The following is a 16212-nucleotide window of genomic DNA, read 5'->3' as shown; positions in this document are numbered from 1 at the left end:
TCACGCCTCGATTTCGAGCGCGCTCAAGGGGCGCGAGCAGCAGGCGAGAATGTAGCCCTCGTCGATCTCGCGTGTGGTGATGCCGCCATTGTGGTGCATCTCGACCTCGCCTGAGCGCTTCTTGACCTTGCAGGTGCCGCACATGCCGCTTTCGCAGGCCGCCGGGATACGCACCTGGGCCGCGCGGGCGGCCTTCAGCACCGTGTCGCTCGGTTCGCAGGTGACGAATTCGCCGGTGGAGAGGAAGTCGATGGTGAGACCTTCCTTGGTACCCCTCTCTGTCGGCTGCGCCGACATCTCTCCCTCAAGGGGAGAGATGGGCGTTGGAGCCAAGCCGAAGCTTTCCTGGTGATAGTGGCCCATGTCGAAGCCTTCCGAGCGCAGAAGGCCGCTCACGGCTTTCATGAACGGGTCCGGACCGCAGCAAAAGGTTTCGCGGGAAAGGAAATCGGGCGCGAGAAGCTGCAGCTTCGTGCGGTCGATGCGGCCGGTGAGCCCTGCCCAGGGCGAGGCGGTCGTCGCCGCTTCCGGGATGAAGCCGAGCTTGAGGTTCGGCATACGGGTGGCCAGCAGTTCCAATTCGGCGCGGAAGACGATCTCTTCCGGACGGCGGGACGCATTGAGGAAGGTGACATCCGTCATCGGCGCGCAATCGGCCAGCCAGCGCAGCATGGACATCATCGGCGTCACGCCGGAGCCGGCGGAGACGAAGAGGTATTTCGGCGCGAGCGGCCGCGTCAGCGTGAAATGGCCAGACGGGCCATAGGCGCGCATGCGGCTGCCGGGCCTGACATTCTCGAACATCCAGCGCGTACCGATGCTGGTGGGTTGCGCCTTCACCGTGATCGACAGCGCATAGGGCCGCGAGGGCGTGGACGAGATCGTGTAGGTGCGATGCAGGTCGCCGCCCTTGGCGCGCAGCTCGACCGTGATGAACTGGCCCGGCACATAGCGGAACCAGCCGCCACCCTCGACGGCGAAGGTGAAGGTCTTCACGTCCGGCGCTTCATCGGCCACGGAGAGGCAGACCAGCATCTGCCGCGCCGAGTTCCAGGGCTTCAGCTCGTCGAGATGAAGCGCATCGGGCGTCTGCCCCATCAGCGGCTGCATGTTCATCGGTGAAAGCCCTCTAAATCACGCGACAGAGCGCAGGCGCGGACGGCCAGTCAGCCGCTCGACCATGAAATCGGAATACCACTCAACGAACTGGGCGACGCCGCCTTCGTGGACTTCCGAATACGGGCCGGGCTGATAGGCCGGCGAGGCGATGCCGCGGGCATTTTCCTCGACGATCTGGCGGTCCTGGTCGTTGGTCTCGGTCCAGACATGGGTCAGTTCCTCGAGACGATAATCGATGCCCTCGACGGCGTCCTTGTGGACCAGCCACTTGGTCGTGACCGCCGTTTCCGTGGCGCTGATCGGCAGGACGCGGAAGGTGACGGCATGGTCGGAGAGAACGTGGTTCCACGTCGTCGGGTAGTGGAAGAGCAGCAGCGTGCCGATGCGGTCCATGTTGACGCTATCCGACAGGCGCATCTGCACCGCCTTGCGGCCGGAGATCGTGTAGCTGACGGCATCGCGCAAGAGCGGCATGCGGGCGGCGCGATACTGACCGGCCTCGTCGATCATGAAGCGGCTCGGCAGGCCGATGTCCTCGCACTTCTTCCAGTGCTCCAGGGTTTCCGGATCGTCATCTGCCCCGGAAACGCCGGTGGCCGAAGGGGCTTCCGGATAGGTCTTGCAGAGTTCCGGATGGTTGCCGGCGCAGTGGTAGCATTCGCGGTTGTTTTCCCAGACGAGCTTCCAGTTGCCCTTTTCGATGATCGTGCTTTCATAAGCCACCTTGGCGTCGCGCAGGCGATGCGGGAGAAAATAGGGCTCCATGAAAGTGCGGAAGGGCGCGAAATCCATCGGCTGGTCAGCGAGACAGACGAAGATATAGCCGCCGGCCGTTTCGCAGGCGACGCGCTTCATGCCGAATTCCGCGCCATCGAAATTGTCGCCCATCTGGCGGGCAAAGAGCAGCTTGCCTTCGAGATCGTAGGTCCACTGGTGATAGGGGCAGACGAGCTTGGTGGCGGAGCCGCGATGTTCGGTGCAGACGCGCGAACCGCGATGGCGGCAGGAATTGTGCAGCGCATTGATGCGACCATCATCAGCACGGACGATGACGATCGGGTATTCGCCGATCTGCACGGTCATGTAATCGCCGGGCTTTTGCAGCTCGCAATCATGGCCGACGAAGAGCCAATCCTTGTACCAGATGTGCTCGAGATCGAGCTTGTGGAAATCCGCATCGAGATAGAAGGGACGGTCGAGCGTGAAGCCCGGGCGGCGGCCCTGAAGGCGCGAAAGCATGTCGGCGCGGATATCCATCGTTTCCAAATCCTGATGAGGGACCTGCGGCGGAAGAAGGAAACGATTGCCGCGCGCGATACCGGCGAAAAAACGCCGTCGCTTCAGCATCCGCCTCCCGATCGCCCACCGCGATCAGTCCGGGTTAACTGCGCCTGTGGCTGGTTTCCGGGCTCCAGAACCGTCTCGTATGAGACCTGCCGCGACCCCTTCCCGGACCCATCGTCCAGTGGCTCCCGTCGCGCCATTCAAGTCCTGCTACCGTTGCGGGGGCAGCGCCGGGATGGGGCATATTTCTGAGCAAGTCCGGACGCGAAACCGGTTTCCACTTTCGCTGGACTTGCTCGGAACCCTCACCGGCTTCCCAATTCTCCGGAGAGTTTCCTCACCTCCCCGGCACCTCAAGCATCGCGATATGACCACAGGAGAAAGGCCCGCGCGATGTCGTTTGCGACATGGTCATGGCGTGGTGGGACAAAGTTTTGCGGGGTGACTATCGTCCGAACAATTCGGAGTGGCTGCCGAGGCGAACGAATTCCACGAATTCATCGTCTGCCGAATAGATCAGGAGGAAGTCCCCGCCGATATGCGCCTCGCGTGCGCCACCCCATTCGCTGCCGGACAGTGGATGGTCCGACCATTCGGATCCGAGAGGCGATTTCAGGATGATCAAGGTCATCAGTTCGATGGCGCGGCTCATATCGACCTTGCCGGCCTTGTTGTAGCGATCCCAATCCTTGCGGAACTGCTTCGTGTAATCCGACGCGCGCGGCAGAGAAGCGCGGCGGTCGCTGGCTGGCTTCTTCATTTGCCGGAAAGGTCATCGAAGAGTTCGTCGGGCGTCGCAAACCGCGCCTTGCGAGCCTGCCGCATCGCCCTCGCCTCCTCAAGCGCCGCCTTCGTCTCCTCATTCGGGACTTTCAGCTCCAGCGGAAAGCTCTGTGTTGCCGCCACACGGTGCAGGAAAATCCGCACCGCGTCGGACATGGACATGCCGAAGGATTCCAGCACGGCAGATGCTTCCTCGCGCAGCTCATCATCAACGCGGACGTGGATCATCTTTGTATGGGCGGTCATCGCGGAAGCTCTCGTTTTCGTACGAGTAAATATGTATCTCAATTGCGATGCAGTCAAGACTGCGTCAGATCACTTGAGGTTATACTCGCCCTTGCACCGAATCGCCGCTTTGGCTACCTGCTTCTGCAGGCTTCTCCCAAGCCTCCTCCCTCCGTTCGGGAAAGCATGGCACATGCAGGGTGACTGAAAACCGTCGAACCATCTGTTCGGGCATCGCATGAGGAGGGATTGCGTCTTGGCTCGCAATGGAGGTTTTGATGAAACTTTCTGCTCCCATTTATCAACTGAAGAAACGCGCCAAGCGGATGGTGCGCAATGACGGCGTTCCTCTGCATCAGGCGCTGGACACGATTGCCCGCGAGGAAGGCTTTACGCGCTGGAGCCTGCTGTCAGCCCATACCACCGCCGGTCCGCTTTCGCAGACGCTGCTGTCTCAGTTGAACCAGGGCGACATGCTTCTGTTGGCCGGACGGCGTGGACAGGGCAAGACGGCGCTCGGGCTTCAACTGCTGCTGGATGCGGCCAGACTTGACCGCAAGGCGGTCTTCTTCACGCTGGAGTTCACGGAGACGGAGGCGCGCGCGCATCTTCGCAACAGCAACGGCGGGCTGGACGAGATTTGCGACAAGGTCGAGATCGTCACTTCGGAGGAGATCAGTGCAGACTATATCATCCGCCACCTTGCCACCGCGCCGGCGGGAAGTGTCGCAGTGATCGATTACTTACAGATTCTCGATCAGAGGCGCAGTACGCCGCCTCTTTCGGAACAAATAAGCCGGCTTGGTGCTTTCGCGAAACAGACGAGGACGATCCTCGGCTTCATCTCGCAAATCGACCGCTCCTTCGATCCGGAAAGCAAGCCGCTGCCCGATATCAGCGACCTGCGCCTGCCGAACCTTCTCGATCTCGGACTTTTCGACAAGGCCTGCTTTCTGCATGACGGTGCGGCGCAGTTGCAGAATATTGTTTGACGACGGGCTTCGGCGGAGCCTCTCCCTCCCCCTTGTGGGGAGAGTTGGGGAGAGGCATTTTTCTCGGCAGCTTCGGCGGTCTTGGCTCCCCCTCTGGCTGCCGCCATCTCCCCCACAAGGGGGGAGACGGATGGGGGCCGCGCATGCCTTCCATCGGACCGTCAGAAGGATGAGACCCTCACTCCGCCGCCTCATTCACCGGCACATAATTCAACACCGGCCCCAGCCAGCGTTCCACTTCCGCCACGCTCATCCCCTTCCTCGCTGCATAGTCCTCCACCTGATCCCGCTCCACCTTCGCAACGCCGAAATAGTAGCTTTCGGGGTGGCTCAGATAGAGGCCGGAGACGGAGGAGCCGGGCCACATGGCGTAGCTTTCGGTGAGCGTCACGCCGGTTGTCTTCTCTGCGTCGAGCAGGCGGAAGAGTGTGACCTTTTCGGTGTGGTCGGGCTGGGCGGGGTAGCCGGGCGCGGGGCGGATGCCCTGGTAGGGTTCGCCGATCAGTTGCTCGGGCGCGTAGGTTTCGTCGGACGCATAGGCCCAGAATTCATTACGGACCTTTTCGTGCATGCGTTCGGCGAAGGCTTCGGCGAAGCGGTCGGCGAGTGCCTTGACCATGATGGACGAGTAGTCGTCATTGGCGCGTTCGAAGCGGTCGGCGATGGCCACTTCCTCGATGCCGGCGGTGACGACGAAGCCGCCGATATAGTCGGGCTTGCCGGTCTCGGCAGGCGCGACGAAGTCGGAGAGCGCGACATTCGCCCTGCCCTCGCGCTTGGCGAGCTGCTGGCGGAGCGTGAAGAACGTCGCGAGGTCTGAAGTGCGGCTCTCGTCGGTGAAGAGGCGGATGTCGTCGCCCACAGTGTTGGCCGGCCAGAAGCCGATGACGGCGCGCGGCGCGAACCACTTCTCGTCGATGATCTTCTTCAGCATGCCTTGAGCATCGGCATAGAGCTGGCGGGCGGCCTCGCCCTGCTTTTCGTCCTGCAAGATATCCGGATAGCGGCCCTTCAGCTCCCAGGTCTGGAAGAAGGGCGTCCAGTCGATATAGCGGGCAAGTTCCGCCAGATCCCAGGTCTCGAAGGTCTTCGTGCCGGTGAAGGTGGGCTTGGGCGGCGTGTAGCCGGCCCAGTCGATCTTGTGGGCATTGGCGCGGGCTGCCGCGAGACTGGTGCGCTTCTTGGCGGCCTCGGCCTTTTCATGGGCTTCGGCGACCTTTTTGTATTCGGCGCGCACGTTTTCGACATAGGCGGGCTTCATCTCGGCGCTCAAGAGGCTCGAAACGACGCCGACGGCGCGGCTGGCGTCGGTGACGTAGACGGCCTGGCCCTTCGTGTAACGCGGATGGATCTTGACGGCAGTGTGGACGCGGCTGGTGGTCGCGCCGCCGATCAGCAGCGGAATATCGAAACCCTCGCGCTCCATTTCGGCAGCCATGTGGACCATTTCATCCAGCGAGGGCGTGATGAGGCCGGAGAGGCCGATGATATCGACCTTCTCGGCCTTGGCCGTCTCGAGGATCTTCGCCGCCGGCACCATGACGCCGAGGTCGATGATCTCGTAATTGTTGCAGGCGAGCACGACGCCGACAATGTTCTTGCCGATATCGTGGACGTCGCCCTTGACGGTCGCCATGAGGATCTTGCCGGCCGTCTCACGCTCGCCGGTGATGCCGTTGGCGGCGTTCGCAGCCTTTTCGGCCTCCATATAGGGCAGCAGCACGGCGACGGCCTGTTTCATCACGCGAGCGGATTTCACCACCTGCGGCAGGAACATCTTGCCCGAACCGAAGAGATCGCCGACGACATTCATGCCGGCCATCAGCGGGCCTTCGATGACATGCAGCGGGCGCTCGGCATTCTGCCGCGCCTCTTCCGTGTCGGCCTCGATATATTCGGTGATGCCGTTGACCAGCGCATGTTCCAGCCGCTTTTCAACCGGCCAGTCGCGCCATTTCAGGTCCTTTTCCTTGGCTTCCTTGCCGGCCGCGCCCTTGTAGCGTTCGGCGATTTCCAGCATCCGCTCGGTGGCTTCCGGCGTGCGGTTCAGCACCACGTCCTCGCAGGCTTCGCGGAGCTCCGGATCGATCGTCTCGTAGACGGCGAGCTGGCCGGCATTGACGATGCCCATGTCCATGCCCGCCTGAATGGCGTGATAGAGGAAGACCGCGTGCATCGCCTCGCGCACCGGCTCGTTGCCGCGGAAGGAGAAGGAGAGGTTCGACACGCCGCCCGAGACATGGACATGCGGGAGGTTGGCGATGATCTCCCGCGTCGCCTCGATGAAGTCGACGCCGTAATTGTTGTGTTCCTCGATGCCGGTGGCGACGGCAAAGATGTTGGGGTCGAAGACGATGTCTTCCGGCGCAAGCCCCGCCTTTTCGGTCAGCAGCTTGTAGGCGCGGGCGCAGATTTCCACCTTGCGCGCCTTCGTATCCGCCTGCCCCTGTTCGTCGAAGGCCATCACGACGACGGCCGCGCCATAGGCGCGCACCAGCTTGGCATGATGCAGGAACGCCTCCTCGCCTTCCTTCAGCGAGATGGAATTGACCAGCGGCTTGCCCTGCACGCATTTCAGGCCCGCCTCGATGACTTCCCACTTGGAGCTATCGATCATGACCGGAACGCGCGAAATGTCGGGCTCGGCGGCAATCAGATTGAGGTATTCGATCATCGCCTGCTTGGAGTCGATGAGCCCCTCGTCCATGTTGATGTCGATGATCTGCGCGCCGTTTTCGACCTGGTCGCGGGCGACATCCAGCGCTGCAGCATAGTCGCCGGCGGTGATCAGCTTGCGGAACTTGGCGGAGCCGGTGACGTTGGTGCGCTCGCCGACGTTCACGAAGGGAATGTCCTTGGTGAGCGTGAAGGGCTCGAGGCCGGAGAGGCGCATCAGCGGCGGGCGTTCCGGGATTTCGCGCGGCTTGTGTTTCGCGACAGCTTCAGCAATCGCCTTGATATGCTCCGGCGTCGAGCCGCAACAGCCGCCGACGATGTTGACAAGGCCTTCGCGGGCGAAGCCTTCGACCTGTTCGGCCATGAATTCCGGGCTTTCGTCATATTGACCGAAGGCGTTGGGCAGACCGGCATTGGGATAGGCGCAGATCAGCGTATCGGCGGCTTCGGAAAGCTCGGCCAGATGCGGGCGCATGGCGGTTGCGCCGAGCGCGCAGTTCAGCCCGATAGTAAAGGGCTTGGCGTGGCGCACGGAATGCCAGAAGGCGGTTGGCGTCTGGCCGGAGAGCGTCCGGCCGGACAGGTCGGTGATCGTGCCGGAAATCATGATCGGCAGATCGACGCCCTTTTCCTCGAAGACCTCGAAACAGGCAAAGATCGCCGCCTTGGCATTCAGCGTGTCGAAGATGGTTTCGATGAGGATGATATCGGCGCCGCCGTCGATCAGGCCGCGCAGCTGTTCGGCATAGGCGATGCGGAGATCATCGAAGGTGACGGCGCGGTAGCCGGGATTGTTGACGTCCGGTGAGATCGAGGCCGTGCGGTTCGTCGGGCCCAAGGCGCCTGCGACGAAGCGCGGCTTGCCGTCGATTTCCTCCGCGCGGCGCACGGCGCGCTTGGCCAGCCGCGCGCCATCGCGGTTCAACTCATAGACCATGTCTTCCATGCCGTAATCGGCCTGGGCAATGGTGGTCGAGGAGAAGGTGTTGGTCTCGACGATATCCGCGCCGGCAATCGCATATTTGAAATGGATTTCCTCGATCGCCGCCGGCTGGGTGAGGATCAGAAGGTCGTTATTGCCCTGCTGGTGACAGGCGCAGGAGAGAAAACGGTCGCCGCGGAAATGATCCTCGTTGAAGCCGAGCCCCTGGATCTGCGTGCCCATCGCGCCATCCAGAACGAGGATGCGATCGCGCGCGGCCTCCATCAGGCGCTCGCGCGCGGACGTCTGGGGAGCGGCAGCAGAGCCGAAGAGCGTTTCCATCACGGGGGACATGGGAGGCCTCTCAAATCATATAAAGGCATCCTTATATGGTTATGGGGGCTGGGATGCAATAGAAAACCTGTCTCATATGCGACAGGTATCACACATCTTGCGCCGCTGGCCGTGAAGCCGCAGCGCCCTCAGACATCTGGCTTGCGAACCGAAGAGAAAGCGGCACCTGCCGGGGGAACAGGTGCCGCTGATGAGACGGCATGATACGGGGCGAAATGATCATGCCGCCATTTGCGACCCCTCATGGTCGCGGGCGGACGTGGGGGGCGTCCGCAAAGCATGAAACCCGTTAGTTCTGCAGGTCGGTCCAGGTCGCCTGAACGTCGGTGGCCTTCTTCGACAGGTGAACATGGGCGTCCACGTGATCGACCCAGTCGAGCGGGATTTCGTGATGCCTGCCATCGCGCGAATCCTGGCGGGTCAGCTTGATGCGGCTCTCGCCATCCATATGGTCGACGGTGCCGATATGCTTGCCGTCGAGAGACTTCACTTCCATATGGTCCTTGATCTGATTTGCGGAAATCATGGTGCTTCTCCCTTCGTCGTGTTTTGTTTCGGGTTAACTCGACAAGCTGGGGATTGTTCCATGCGGGTGACGCGGGCCTTGAGCCGCCCCGACATGCGGGCGGCCTTTCCAAACCCGCCGTGACGCGCCAGCAGATTGAAATCGGCCAGAGCGAGAAGATCCATCTGCTCCGCCTGTGAGACGATGCGTCCATAAATAGCGCTTATTGGAACGAATATGGATCGTTAAGTTGAGACTTGTCTTTCGAAGCCGCACCAGCGGCGGTTGTCCCGCGTAACAATTCGCACCGCATTCACAAGGGAAGCCAATGACCGATCTCTGGAGCCCGATCACCCTTGGCGGCAACACGCTGCCGCATCGTCTCGCCATGGCGCCCATGCCGCAAGGCGCGCCGCCGAAGCCGGTGCCATGGTGTCGAGATCCAGGGCGCCAACGGCTATCTGGTGCACCAGTTTCTCGCGGCGGACGCCAACCGGCGCACCGACGAATATGGTGGCTCCATGGAAAACCGGGCGCGCTTTGCCATCGAACTCACCCGCGCGGTCTCGACACGCGTGCGATTTCATTCCCAATGGGCCCAATGGGCTTCGACATGGAGGGGATTTCGGGGCGATGACGTTCCGGACCTTCAGACACCGCATGGCGCAGGACATAGGCCGGATGCAAATCTGCCCTCTCATGCTTCCGCGCGCGACAGACGGCAGGAGTCCGAAAATGTGCCAAATAGACACAATATAACCGAATATTTGAAATATTTATTTTACATCTTCCAGAAATAATAAAGGAATATGGCGCAGATCCCGCCATTCACTCAAATACAGTCAAAATCAATCTGACTTATTTTCATAAGAATACGGCTTCAATAAAATAACAACTTTAAATTGCACAACCGTTTTCTTAAGCAATTTCCAAACTACAGCAACGACGGATAGCCTTATCCCTATAACCCGTACCGAACATTATCAAATTCTAAAGATTTCGATGTAAGTTTTCGGACAATGAGGCCGTCATCATATGGGACGGCTGATCTTGCGTCCTGGCATTTTGAACTTTGGGGGATTTTATGGGCGGGCTGAAAATTAAGGTCATATTACCATTGCTGATCTCACTTCTGGTCGGCATTGGAATCGTGCAAAGTACGATCACGGGGATCGAAGTCGCCGAGGTCGGCAAGCAGGTCATGGAAATCGGCAAGAACCGCCTGCCGCGTGCCATCGCGCTGGGCGAAATGCGGCTGGCGCATATGGACGCGCAGCGCGGCTATGCACTCATTCTCGGTGCTCGCCAAGAGGCGGAGTTGAATAGCGCGACAGCGGTGCTGATGAAGGCGAGCGAGACACGCAATGCGGCGTTTGCGACCTATGAGAAGTTCATCACCCTGCCGAAGACACGTGAGCTATTCAACACGCTGAACGGCCACATCGCCGAATTCCGCACTCTCGGCGACAAGGTCCTGGCACTGGCCAAGGAAGGCAAGGATGAAGAGGCGGCGGATCTCTATAACGGCAAGATGCGCGATGTGGCGCTCATTGCCGACGCGGACATGATTGCCCTGATCAAATTCAATGGCGAAATCACCGAAAATTCCATCGAGAAGGCCAATCAACTCGTCACGATGACGGAGCTTTCGACTATCGGACTTGCCACGCTCAGCATTCTCCTCGGAATGCTCGCGGCCTATATCGCCATGGTCCGCGTCGCACGCCCGATCACCCACATTACCGGTTCGATGTCGCGGCTTGCCGGCGGCGACAACACATCGCCGATCCCCTTTGCAGAACGCCGTGACGAGATCGGCGAGATGGCGGCGGCGGTTGAAGTCTTCAGACAAAACGCCATCGAACGCGCCAATCTGGAGCGGGCGGCGGAAGAAGGCCGCTCCGTCTCCGAAAAGGAGCGCAGGGCGCGTGAAGAACAGAAGGCCCGCGAGGCGGCAGAGGTGCAGTTTGCCGTCGACGAGCTTGCGCACGGGCTCGAGGCGCTTTCGGACGGCAATCTGGAAATGCGTCTCGAGCGGACATTTGCCGCGCATCTCGACAAACTGCGGGAGAACTTCAACGCCTCCTCCTCCAAGCTGCAGAAGGCGCTGCGCGAGGTCGGGGACAATGCGCGCAACATCGATGCCGGCGCCCGCGAAATCCTCTCCGCCGCCAACGATCTTTCCAAGCGGACAGAACAGCAGGCCGCTTCCGTGGAAGAAACCGCGGCTGCGCTCGAAGAGGTCACGACGGCCGTCAAGGATTCTTCGCACCGCGCTGAAGAGGCCGGGCAGCTGGTCGCGCAGGCACGCGACAGCGCGGAACGGTCCGGCGAGATCGTCAGCCGCGCCATCGATGCCATGTCACAGATCGACCGCTCTTCGGGGGAGATCGCCAACATCATCGGGGTCATTGACGAGATCGCCTTCCAGACCAACCTTCTGGCGCTGAATGCCGGCGTCGAGGCCGCGCGCGCAGGCGAGGCGGGCAAGGGTTTCGCGGTTGTTGCCATGGAGGTACGAGAGCTCGCACAACGTTCCGCCAAGGCCGCAAAGGAGATCAAGTCACTGATCAGCGCATCGGGCGACCATGTGCGCACCGGCGTCGATCTGGTGAGCAAGACCGGTGCGGCTCTCAACGAAATTGTGACGCAGGTACAGCAGATCAACCGGAATGTCGGCGCGATCGTAACGTCGGCGCGCGAACAATCCACAGGGCTTGCGGAGATCAATGTCGCCGTGAACCAGATGGATCAGGGGACGCAGCAAAATGCGGCCATGGTCGAGCAATCGACGGCGGCAAGCCATGGGCTTGCCGAGCAGGTCACGTCGCTCAACGCGCTTCTGGCGCAGTTCAGGCTCGGGCAGGACGCCCGGTCTGCGATACAGTCGGCAGGCGCTGCAACTGCTCCCGCCCCCTCGCCCGCGCGCGCCCTCGGCCGCCGGATCGCTTCGGCCTTTGGAGGTTCGGCAACCGCGCGCAAACAGGAGGAATGGTCGGAGTTCTGATCGCTTTCAAGAGTCGGAGCCTGATGCGGGCCTTCTCAATGGCGGTCCGCAGGCCATCTTCTTGAAATCGCGGACGGGAAAGGCAGCCCCCACGGCGTTTCCGCCAAACGCAACAGCGACTTCATTCCCCTGAGGGGTTAAATTTCAACGCATTGATTTTGAAGGGAATAAGCTGGTCGGAGTGGAGTGATTCGAACACTCGACCCCCACGTCCCGAACGTGTATAGAAAGTGGCGGCGGCGGGAAGCTGGAAAATCTGAACATTGTTTTTATTATTCTTTTCCGAATCTGCATCGATTCTCGTCGCAGTGTTTACAGTTTGTTTCTGTCAGTTTCTGTCAGTAAAAGTCAGGCCGATCGACGTAGGAAACGCGCATTGCCGTTCGCGGAAATAATTTTCTCGTCCTCCTCAAATTCGACGCCAACGCGGCTTTCGGTGATCGCCCGGCGGATGAGGAGTTCGTCCCTCTTTCTGAACTTTGCGTATCCTCGGAAGAGCGTTTCGATGCTCATTCCAAAATAACCGTCGGTGCTTGCAAGCAAGAGTTCAGCGCGTGACACCACATCCATTACTGCTGCCGCGATGCGCGGCGTTGAGAGATTTCTTCGTTCGAGAAAAACCAAGGCGGCCCCGACAAACGAGACGACGATGAAAGCGGAAATAATTTCCGCATTCGCCGGGCGTCACTCCCCAACGAAGACATGTTCGTCAAGCCGCTTGAATTTCGAAAGTGCGGGCGGTTCAGAAGCCCGCACCGCACATGATCACGAGGTCACCAAATCGTCAGCGTTGCCGAGCAATATTCCAACATCGATCTATAGCGATAAGCTCTGAATGTCGATCAAGCCTGCCGCTCCTTATCCTTCGGTTCGCGGCGTGACTCTGCAAAACGTGCATACCAGTCGATAGCCTCGGGATTGCGCATTGAGCCAAGATTGACGGAGGTAGCCGCCGGATGCCCCATCAATAGCTTGCGTACCGGGATTTCCATTTTCTTGCCCGTAAGCGTGTAAGGGATATCCGGTGTTTCGATGACGACATCCGGAACATGGCGAGGACTTCTCTCCTTTTGCAACCGGCGTTTGATCTGCGAGATCAGCTTGTCATCAAGCTCCTGCTTGCCATCGAGTTTGACAAATAATGGCATGAAGTAGCCGCCGTTTTCCTCTTCAATGCAAACCACGAGGCTATCTGCAACGCCTTCGATCTGCTCAAGCGTCCGATAGACCTCAGCTGAGCCAATGCGGACACCGAACCGGTTAAGTGTCGCGTCCGATCGTCCATGAACGATGCAGCTTCCCCGCTCCGTGACGGTAATGCGGTCACCATGGCACCAGACGCCCGGATAAGTCTCAAAATAGGAGGCACAATAGCGTTCGAAATTCTCGTCGCCCCACAAGAAAAGCGGCATGGATGGCATCGGCTTTCTGATCACAAGTTCACCGGGCACTCCTACCAACAACGCGCCGTTTTCGTCATAGGAATGCAAATCAACGCCGAGTGCGCGCGCCTGGATTTCGCCAGCGTAGACGGGCAAGACAGGCACGCCGGCAACCAGCCCCGAACAAAACTCAGTCCCTCCGGATTGTGATGTGACCCAGAGATCCGGCTTTACGTTACTGTACAGCCAAGCAAAGGTTTCAGGTGTCGCCGGTGACCCAACAAGGAAAATGTTTTCCAATCGACTGAAGTCAGCTTTTGTCTTGGGAGAGATATTCTGGGAGGCCATGAGTTGGACAGAGGTGGGACTTGTGCCTAGCGATTGCGCGCCCGTTTCGGCAGCCAATTCCCAAAGCATCCCTGCGTCGGGAAATGCGGGGTGTCCGTCGTAAAGGACGGCGGTTCCGTTCATCAACGGAGCCCACATGAGCGTGTTCCACATCATCCAGCCCGTGGTTGTATAGAAGCACATCACGCCGCCGGGCTTCAAATCCAGATGGAACGCTGCGGATTTGTAATGCTCAAGCAGAATGCCGAGGTGGCCATGTACGATCGGTTTCGGGAGTCCTGTGGTGCCGGAGGAGAACAATATCCAGAGCGGATGATCGCCCGAGACATACTCATAGCGAAAGCCCTCGGGTGAAGACGGCTGTTTCTCAACCAGCGACGGCCAGCGCATAATCGCTCGCCCAAAGTCTGGCAGAGCCTCCGTTATCTCAAGATAGTCCAACCAGATCACTGTTTCGACACTCTCCAAGGCGCTGACAATGGATTTAATCTGCTCGGTCCGGCCGAAATCCTTGCCTCCATAGCGATAGCCGTCTGCGACGAAAAGTATCTTTGGACCGGTTTGGGTAAATCGGTCGATGACTGTGCTAGCACCGAATTCTGGCGCAGCAGTTGACCAAACGGCTCCAATAGCTGCCGTCGCCAGCATCGCTAGCACTGTTTCTGGGATATTTGGCATGTAGGCTGCCACCCGATCCCCGGGTTTCACACCGAGACCACGCAACTTCGTCGCGATTTCATGCACATCGCGAACGACCTCGGCCCAACTCATGGCTTGCAGGGGGCGTAGTTCGGATTTGTGCAGCAGGAAGGGCCGGTCAGGGTCTCCATCTTCGGCACAGCGCAAGACGTGCTCAGTGTAATTTACCCGTGCGCCAGGAAACCATTTGGCCCCCGGCATGACCCGTTTCTCAAGTACAGAGCTTGTCGGCGTGATCGAGTGTATTTCGAAATAATCCCAAATGATCTGCCAAAACGCTTCGATCTCCGTAGCCGACCACGACCAGAGTTCCTCATAGGTCGCGAATTCAAGTTGGCGCTCAGCATTCAGCCAATCCAAGAATTTCGAGATATTTGAACCGGCAATGTAATCATTTGAACCTGTCCAAAGAAGCTCTCCCTGTTCAGTCATGTGAGCTTGTCCTCCCTGTTTAAAAGCAGTGCGGCGAAACGGCTGATCCACTTGGATCGATAGAAAAATAGCCTTCTCAATCACCTCACCTAGACAGCGTACAATAAATCCTGTACGTCGTTCAAGGAAATTGTGGTGAAGAAGACACGGAGTACGAAATTGGGGCAGATGGAAAACAGTCCGTTGGCTCTGGCAGTGGAAGAGGCGGTCCAGGCCTTTGCACGCCGTAACCCCGCCAGCGCTGCCCAGTTTTCAAAGGCAAGCAACGTGATGCCGGGGGGCAACACCCGGAGCGTTCTTTTCTACGCACCCTTCCCGCTTGCAATGGAGCGGGGAGATAAAGCAACTCTGTGGGATATCGACGGACACCGCTACGACGATTTTCTCGCGGAATACACCGCCGGCATTTATGGACATTCCGACGATCTCATTCTCGACGCGATCCGAAGAGCACTGAATGACGGCCTGAATCTATCTGGCCACAATAGGCTCGAAGCCGAGCTCGCTTTCGAAATCTGTAACCGGATTCCGTCGATTGAACTTGTCCGCTTCACAAACTCTGGCACGGAAGCCAATCTTATGGCGATCGCGCTGTCGAAGCTCGTAACGGGCCGTTCCAAGATCTTGGTTTTTGATGGAGCCTATCATGGAAGCGTACTCAGTTTCACGGGTGGCGCATCGTCTCCGATCAACGTGCCGCACGACTTCATCATAAGCTGTTACAATGATGGAGAAGCTTCCATCGAACTGATCCGCAAACATCAGGCGGATTTGGCTGCCGTCCTCGTCGAGCCCATGCTTGGTGCCGGCGGATGCGTTCCAGGGGATCCAGAATTCCTATGGACCCTACGCAGGCTTACGGAAGAAGTTGGCGCTCTTCTTATTTTTGATGAAGTGATGACGTCGAGGCTCGCTTTCGGCGGAAGACAGTCGTCGCTCGGCATAAAGCCGGACCTTACAGTCATTGGGAAGTATTTTGGAGGTGGCCTTTCGTTTGGTGCCTTCGGTGGACGTGCAGATATAATGGGGCGCTTCGATCCGAGCCGAAGTGGCGCGCTGTCCCACCCCGGAACCTTCAACAACAATACCTTGACGATGGCAGCGGGATTGGCTGGCCTCCGGGGCAGGCTTTCCCAGCAGGCCCTCACAGCGCTCAACGAGCGCGGCGACACGCTGCGGAACGAACTAAACGCCGCCTTTTGCGCTGCCTCCTTCCCGATGAACGTCACAGGCGTCGGCTCGCTCATGAACGTTCACGCAATCTCAGTGACTGTTCGGAACGCAGATGATCTTGTTGGTCAGGACGAGAACCTTAAGCGGTTGTTCTTCTTCGACATGCTGGAAGAAGGAATTTATCTGGCGCGCAGAGGCTTGATCGCCTTGTCACTCCCCATTGGCAACGTGGAAGCCGGACGCCTGATGGCTGCGGTCAAACGTTTCATCGATCGTCGCAAGAAGTTGCTGGTCTAAGAAAAAAGGAACAT

The 16212-nt window shown here is 59.3% G+C and carries 11 protein-coding genes, 2 pseudogenes and 1 riboswitch; of the genes and pseudogenes, 4 read left to right on the top strand and 9 right to left on the bottom strand.

The genetic code is table 11. The annotated features are described in order from the left end of the window. The 4 genes from LQK83_RS06075 to LQK83_RS06060 form a co-directional block, all read right to left on the bottom strand. On the bottom strand, window positions 1–1116 hold the full coding sequence (locus tag LQK83_RS06075; protein ID WP_442966714.1) for a 2Fe-2S iron-sulfur cluster-binding protein: 1116 nt from the start codon (window positions 1114–1116) through the stop codon (window positions 1–3). 18 nt (window positions 1117–1134) lie between these two features. Then, window positions 1135–2376, bottom strand: a complete 1242-nt coding sequence (locus tag LQK83_RS06070) for an aromatic ring-hydroxylating oxygenase subunit alpha (RefSeq protein ID WP_230836476.1) — start codon at window positions 2374–2376, stop codon at window positions 1135–1137. A gap of 121 nt (window positions 2377–2497) precedes the next feature. Beyond that, window positions 2498–2774, bottom strand: a riboswitch (cobalamin riboswitch). Window positions 2775–2848: 74 nt separating this feature from the next. Continuing rightward, window positions 2849–3163: a type II toxin-antitoxin system YafQ family toxin gene (locus LQK83_RS06065; protein ID WP_230836475.1), complete on the bottom strand. Its 315-nt coding sequence runs from the start codon at window positions 3161–3163 to the stop codon at window positions 2849–2851. After that, window positions 3160–3432: a type II toxin-antitoxin system RelB/DinJ family antitoxin gene (locus LQK83_RS06060; protein WP_230836474.1), complete on the bottom strand. Its 273-nt coding sequence runs from the start codon at window positions 3430–3432 to the stop codon at window positions 3160–3162. Before LQK83_RS06060 ends, LQK83_RS06065 begins: the two co-directional genes overlap by 4 nt. A gap of 257 nt (window positions 3433–3689) precedes the next feature. On the opposite strand from LQK83_RS06060, the gene LQK83_RS06055 reads away from it, so the two are divergent. Further along, window positions 3690–4403 carry a DNA helicase gene (locus LQK83_RS06055; protein ID WP_230836473.1) on the top strand — a complete coding sequence of 238 codons (714 nt, stop codon included), beginning with the start codon at window positions 3690–3692 and terminating at the stop codon, window positions 4401–4403. Between the two features lie 178 nt (window positions 4404–4581). On the opposite strand, the gene metH is transcribed toward LQK83_RS06055, so the two are convergent. The 3 genes and pseudogenes from metH to LQK83_RS06040 all read right to left on the bottom strand — a co-directional run. Continuing rightward, window positions 4582–8355: a methionine synthase gene (metH, locus tag LQK83_RS06050; RefSeq protein WP_230836472.1), complete on the bottom strand. Its 3774-nt coding sequence runs from the start codon at window positions 8353–8355 to the stop codon at window positions 4582–4584. A 289-nt stretch (window positions 8356–8644) separates the two neighbouring features. Next, the gene (locus tag LQK83_RS06045) at window positions 8645–8881 is read right to left on the bottom strand and encodes a DUF2171 domain-containing protein (RefSeq protein ID WP_230836471.1); all 237 of its coding nucleotides are present in this window, start codon (window positions 8879–8881) and stop codon (window positions 8645–8647) included. A 35-nt stretch (window positions 8882–8916) separates the two neighbouring features. Further along, a pseudogene (locus LQK83_RS06040) lies at window positions 8917–9045 on the bottom strand (LysR family transcriptional regulator); the annotation flags it as partial. Between the two features lie 208 nt (window positions 9046–9253). Here LQK83_RS06040 and LQK83_RS06035 point away from each other — a divergent pair. Together LQK83_RS06035 and LQK83_RS06030 are read left to right on the top strand one after the other, a co-directional pair. After that, a pseudogene (locus tag LQK83_RS06035) lies at window positions 9254–9418 on the top strand (oxidoreductase); the annotation flags it as partial. A gap of 526 nt (window positions 9419–9944) precedes the next feature. Beyond that, window positions 9945–11867 carry a HAMP domain-containing methyl-accepting chemotaxis protein gene (locus LQK83_RS06030; protein WP_230836470.1) on the top strand — a complete coding sequence of 641 codons (1923 nt, stop codon included), beginning with the start codon at window positions 9945–9947 and terminating at the stop codon, window positions 11865–11867. Window positions 11868–12215: 348 nt separating this feature from the next. Here LQK83_RS06030 and LQK83_RS06025 read toward each other — a convergent pair whose 3' ends face one another. Further along, window positions 12216–12491, bottom strand: coding sequence for a hypothetical protein (locus LQK83_RS06025; RefSeq protein ID WP_230836469.1), 276 nt, complete (start codon window positions 12489–12491; stop codon window positions 12216–12218). A 218-nt stretch (window positions 12492–12709) separates the two neighbouring features. Further along, window positions 12710–14728, bottom strand: coding sequence for an acetoacetate--CoA ligase (locus LQK83_RS06020; RefSeq protein ID WP_230836468.1), 2019 nt, complete (start codon window positions 14726–14728; stop codon window positions 12710–12712). A gap of 135 nt (window positions 14729–14863) precedes the next feature. Here LQK83_RS06020 and LQK83_RS06015 point away from each other — a divergent pair, with 135 nt between their 5' ends. Then, window positions 14864–16198, top strand: a complete 1335-nt coding sequence (locus tag LQK83_RS06015) for an aspartate aminotransferase family protein (protein ID WP_230836467.1) — start codon at window positions 14864–14866, stop codon at window positions 16196–16198. Window positions 16199–16212 lie beyond the last annotated feature (14 nt).

It is taken from the genome of Rhizobium sp. C1 (genome assembly GCF_021026335.1).
GTDB lineage: Bacteria > Pseudomonadota > Alphaproteobacteria > Rhizobiales > Rhizobiaceae > Ensifer_A.
This window is presented reverse-complemented; position numbering and strand designations above follow the sequence as displayed.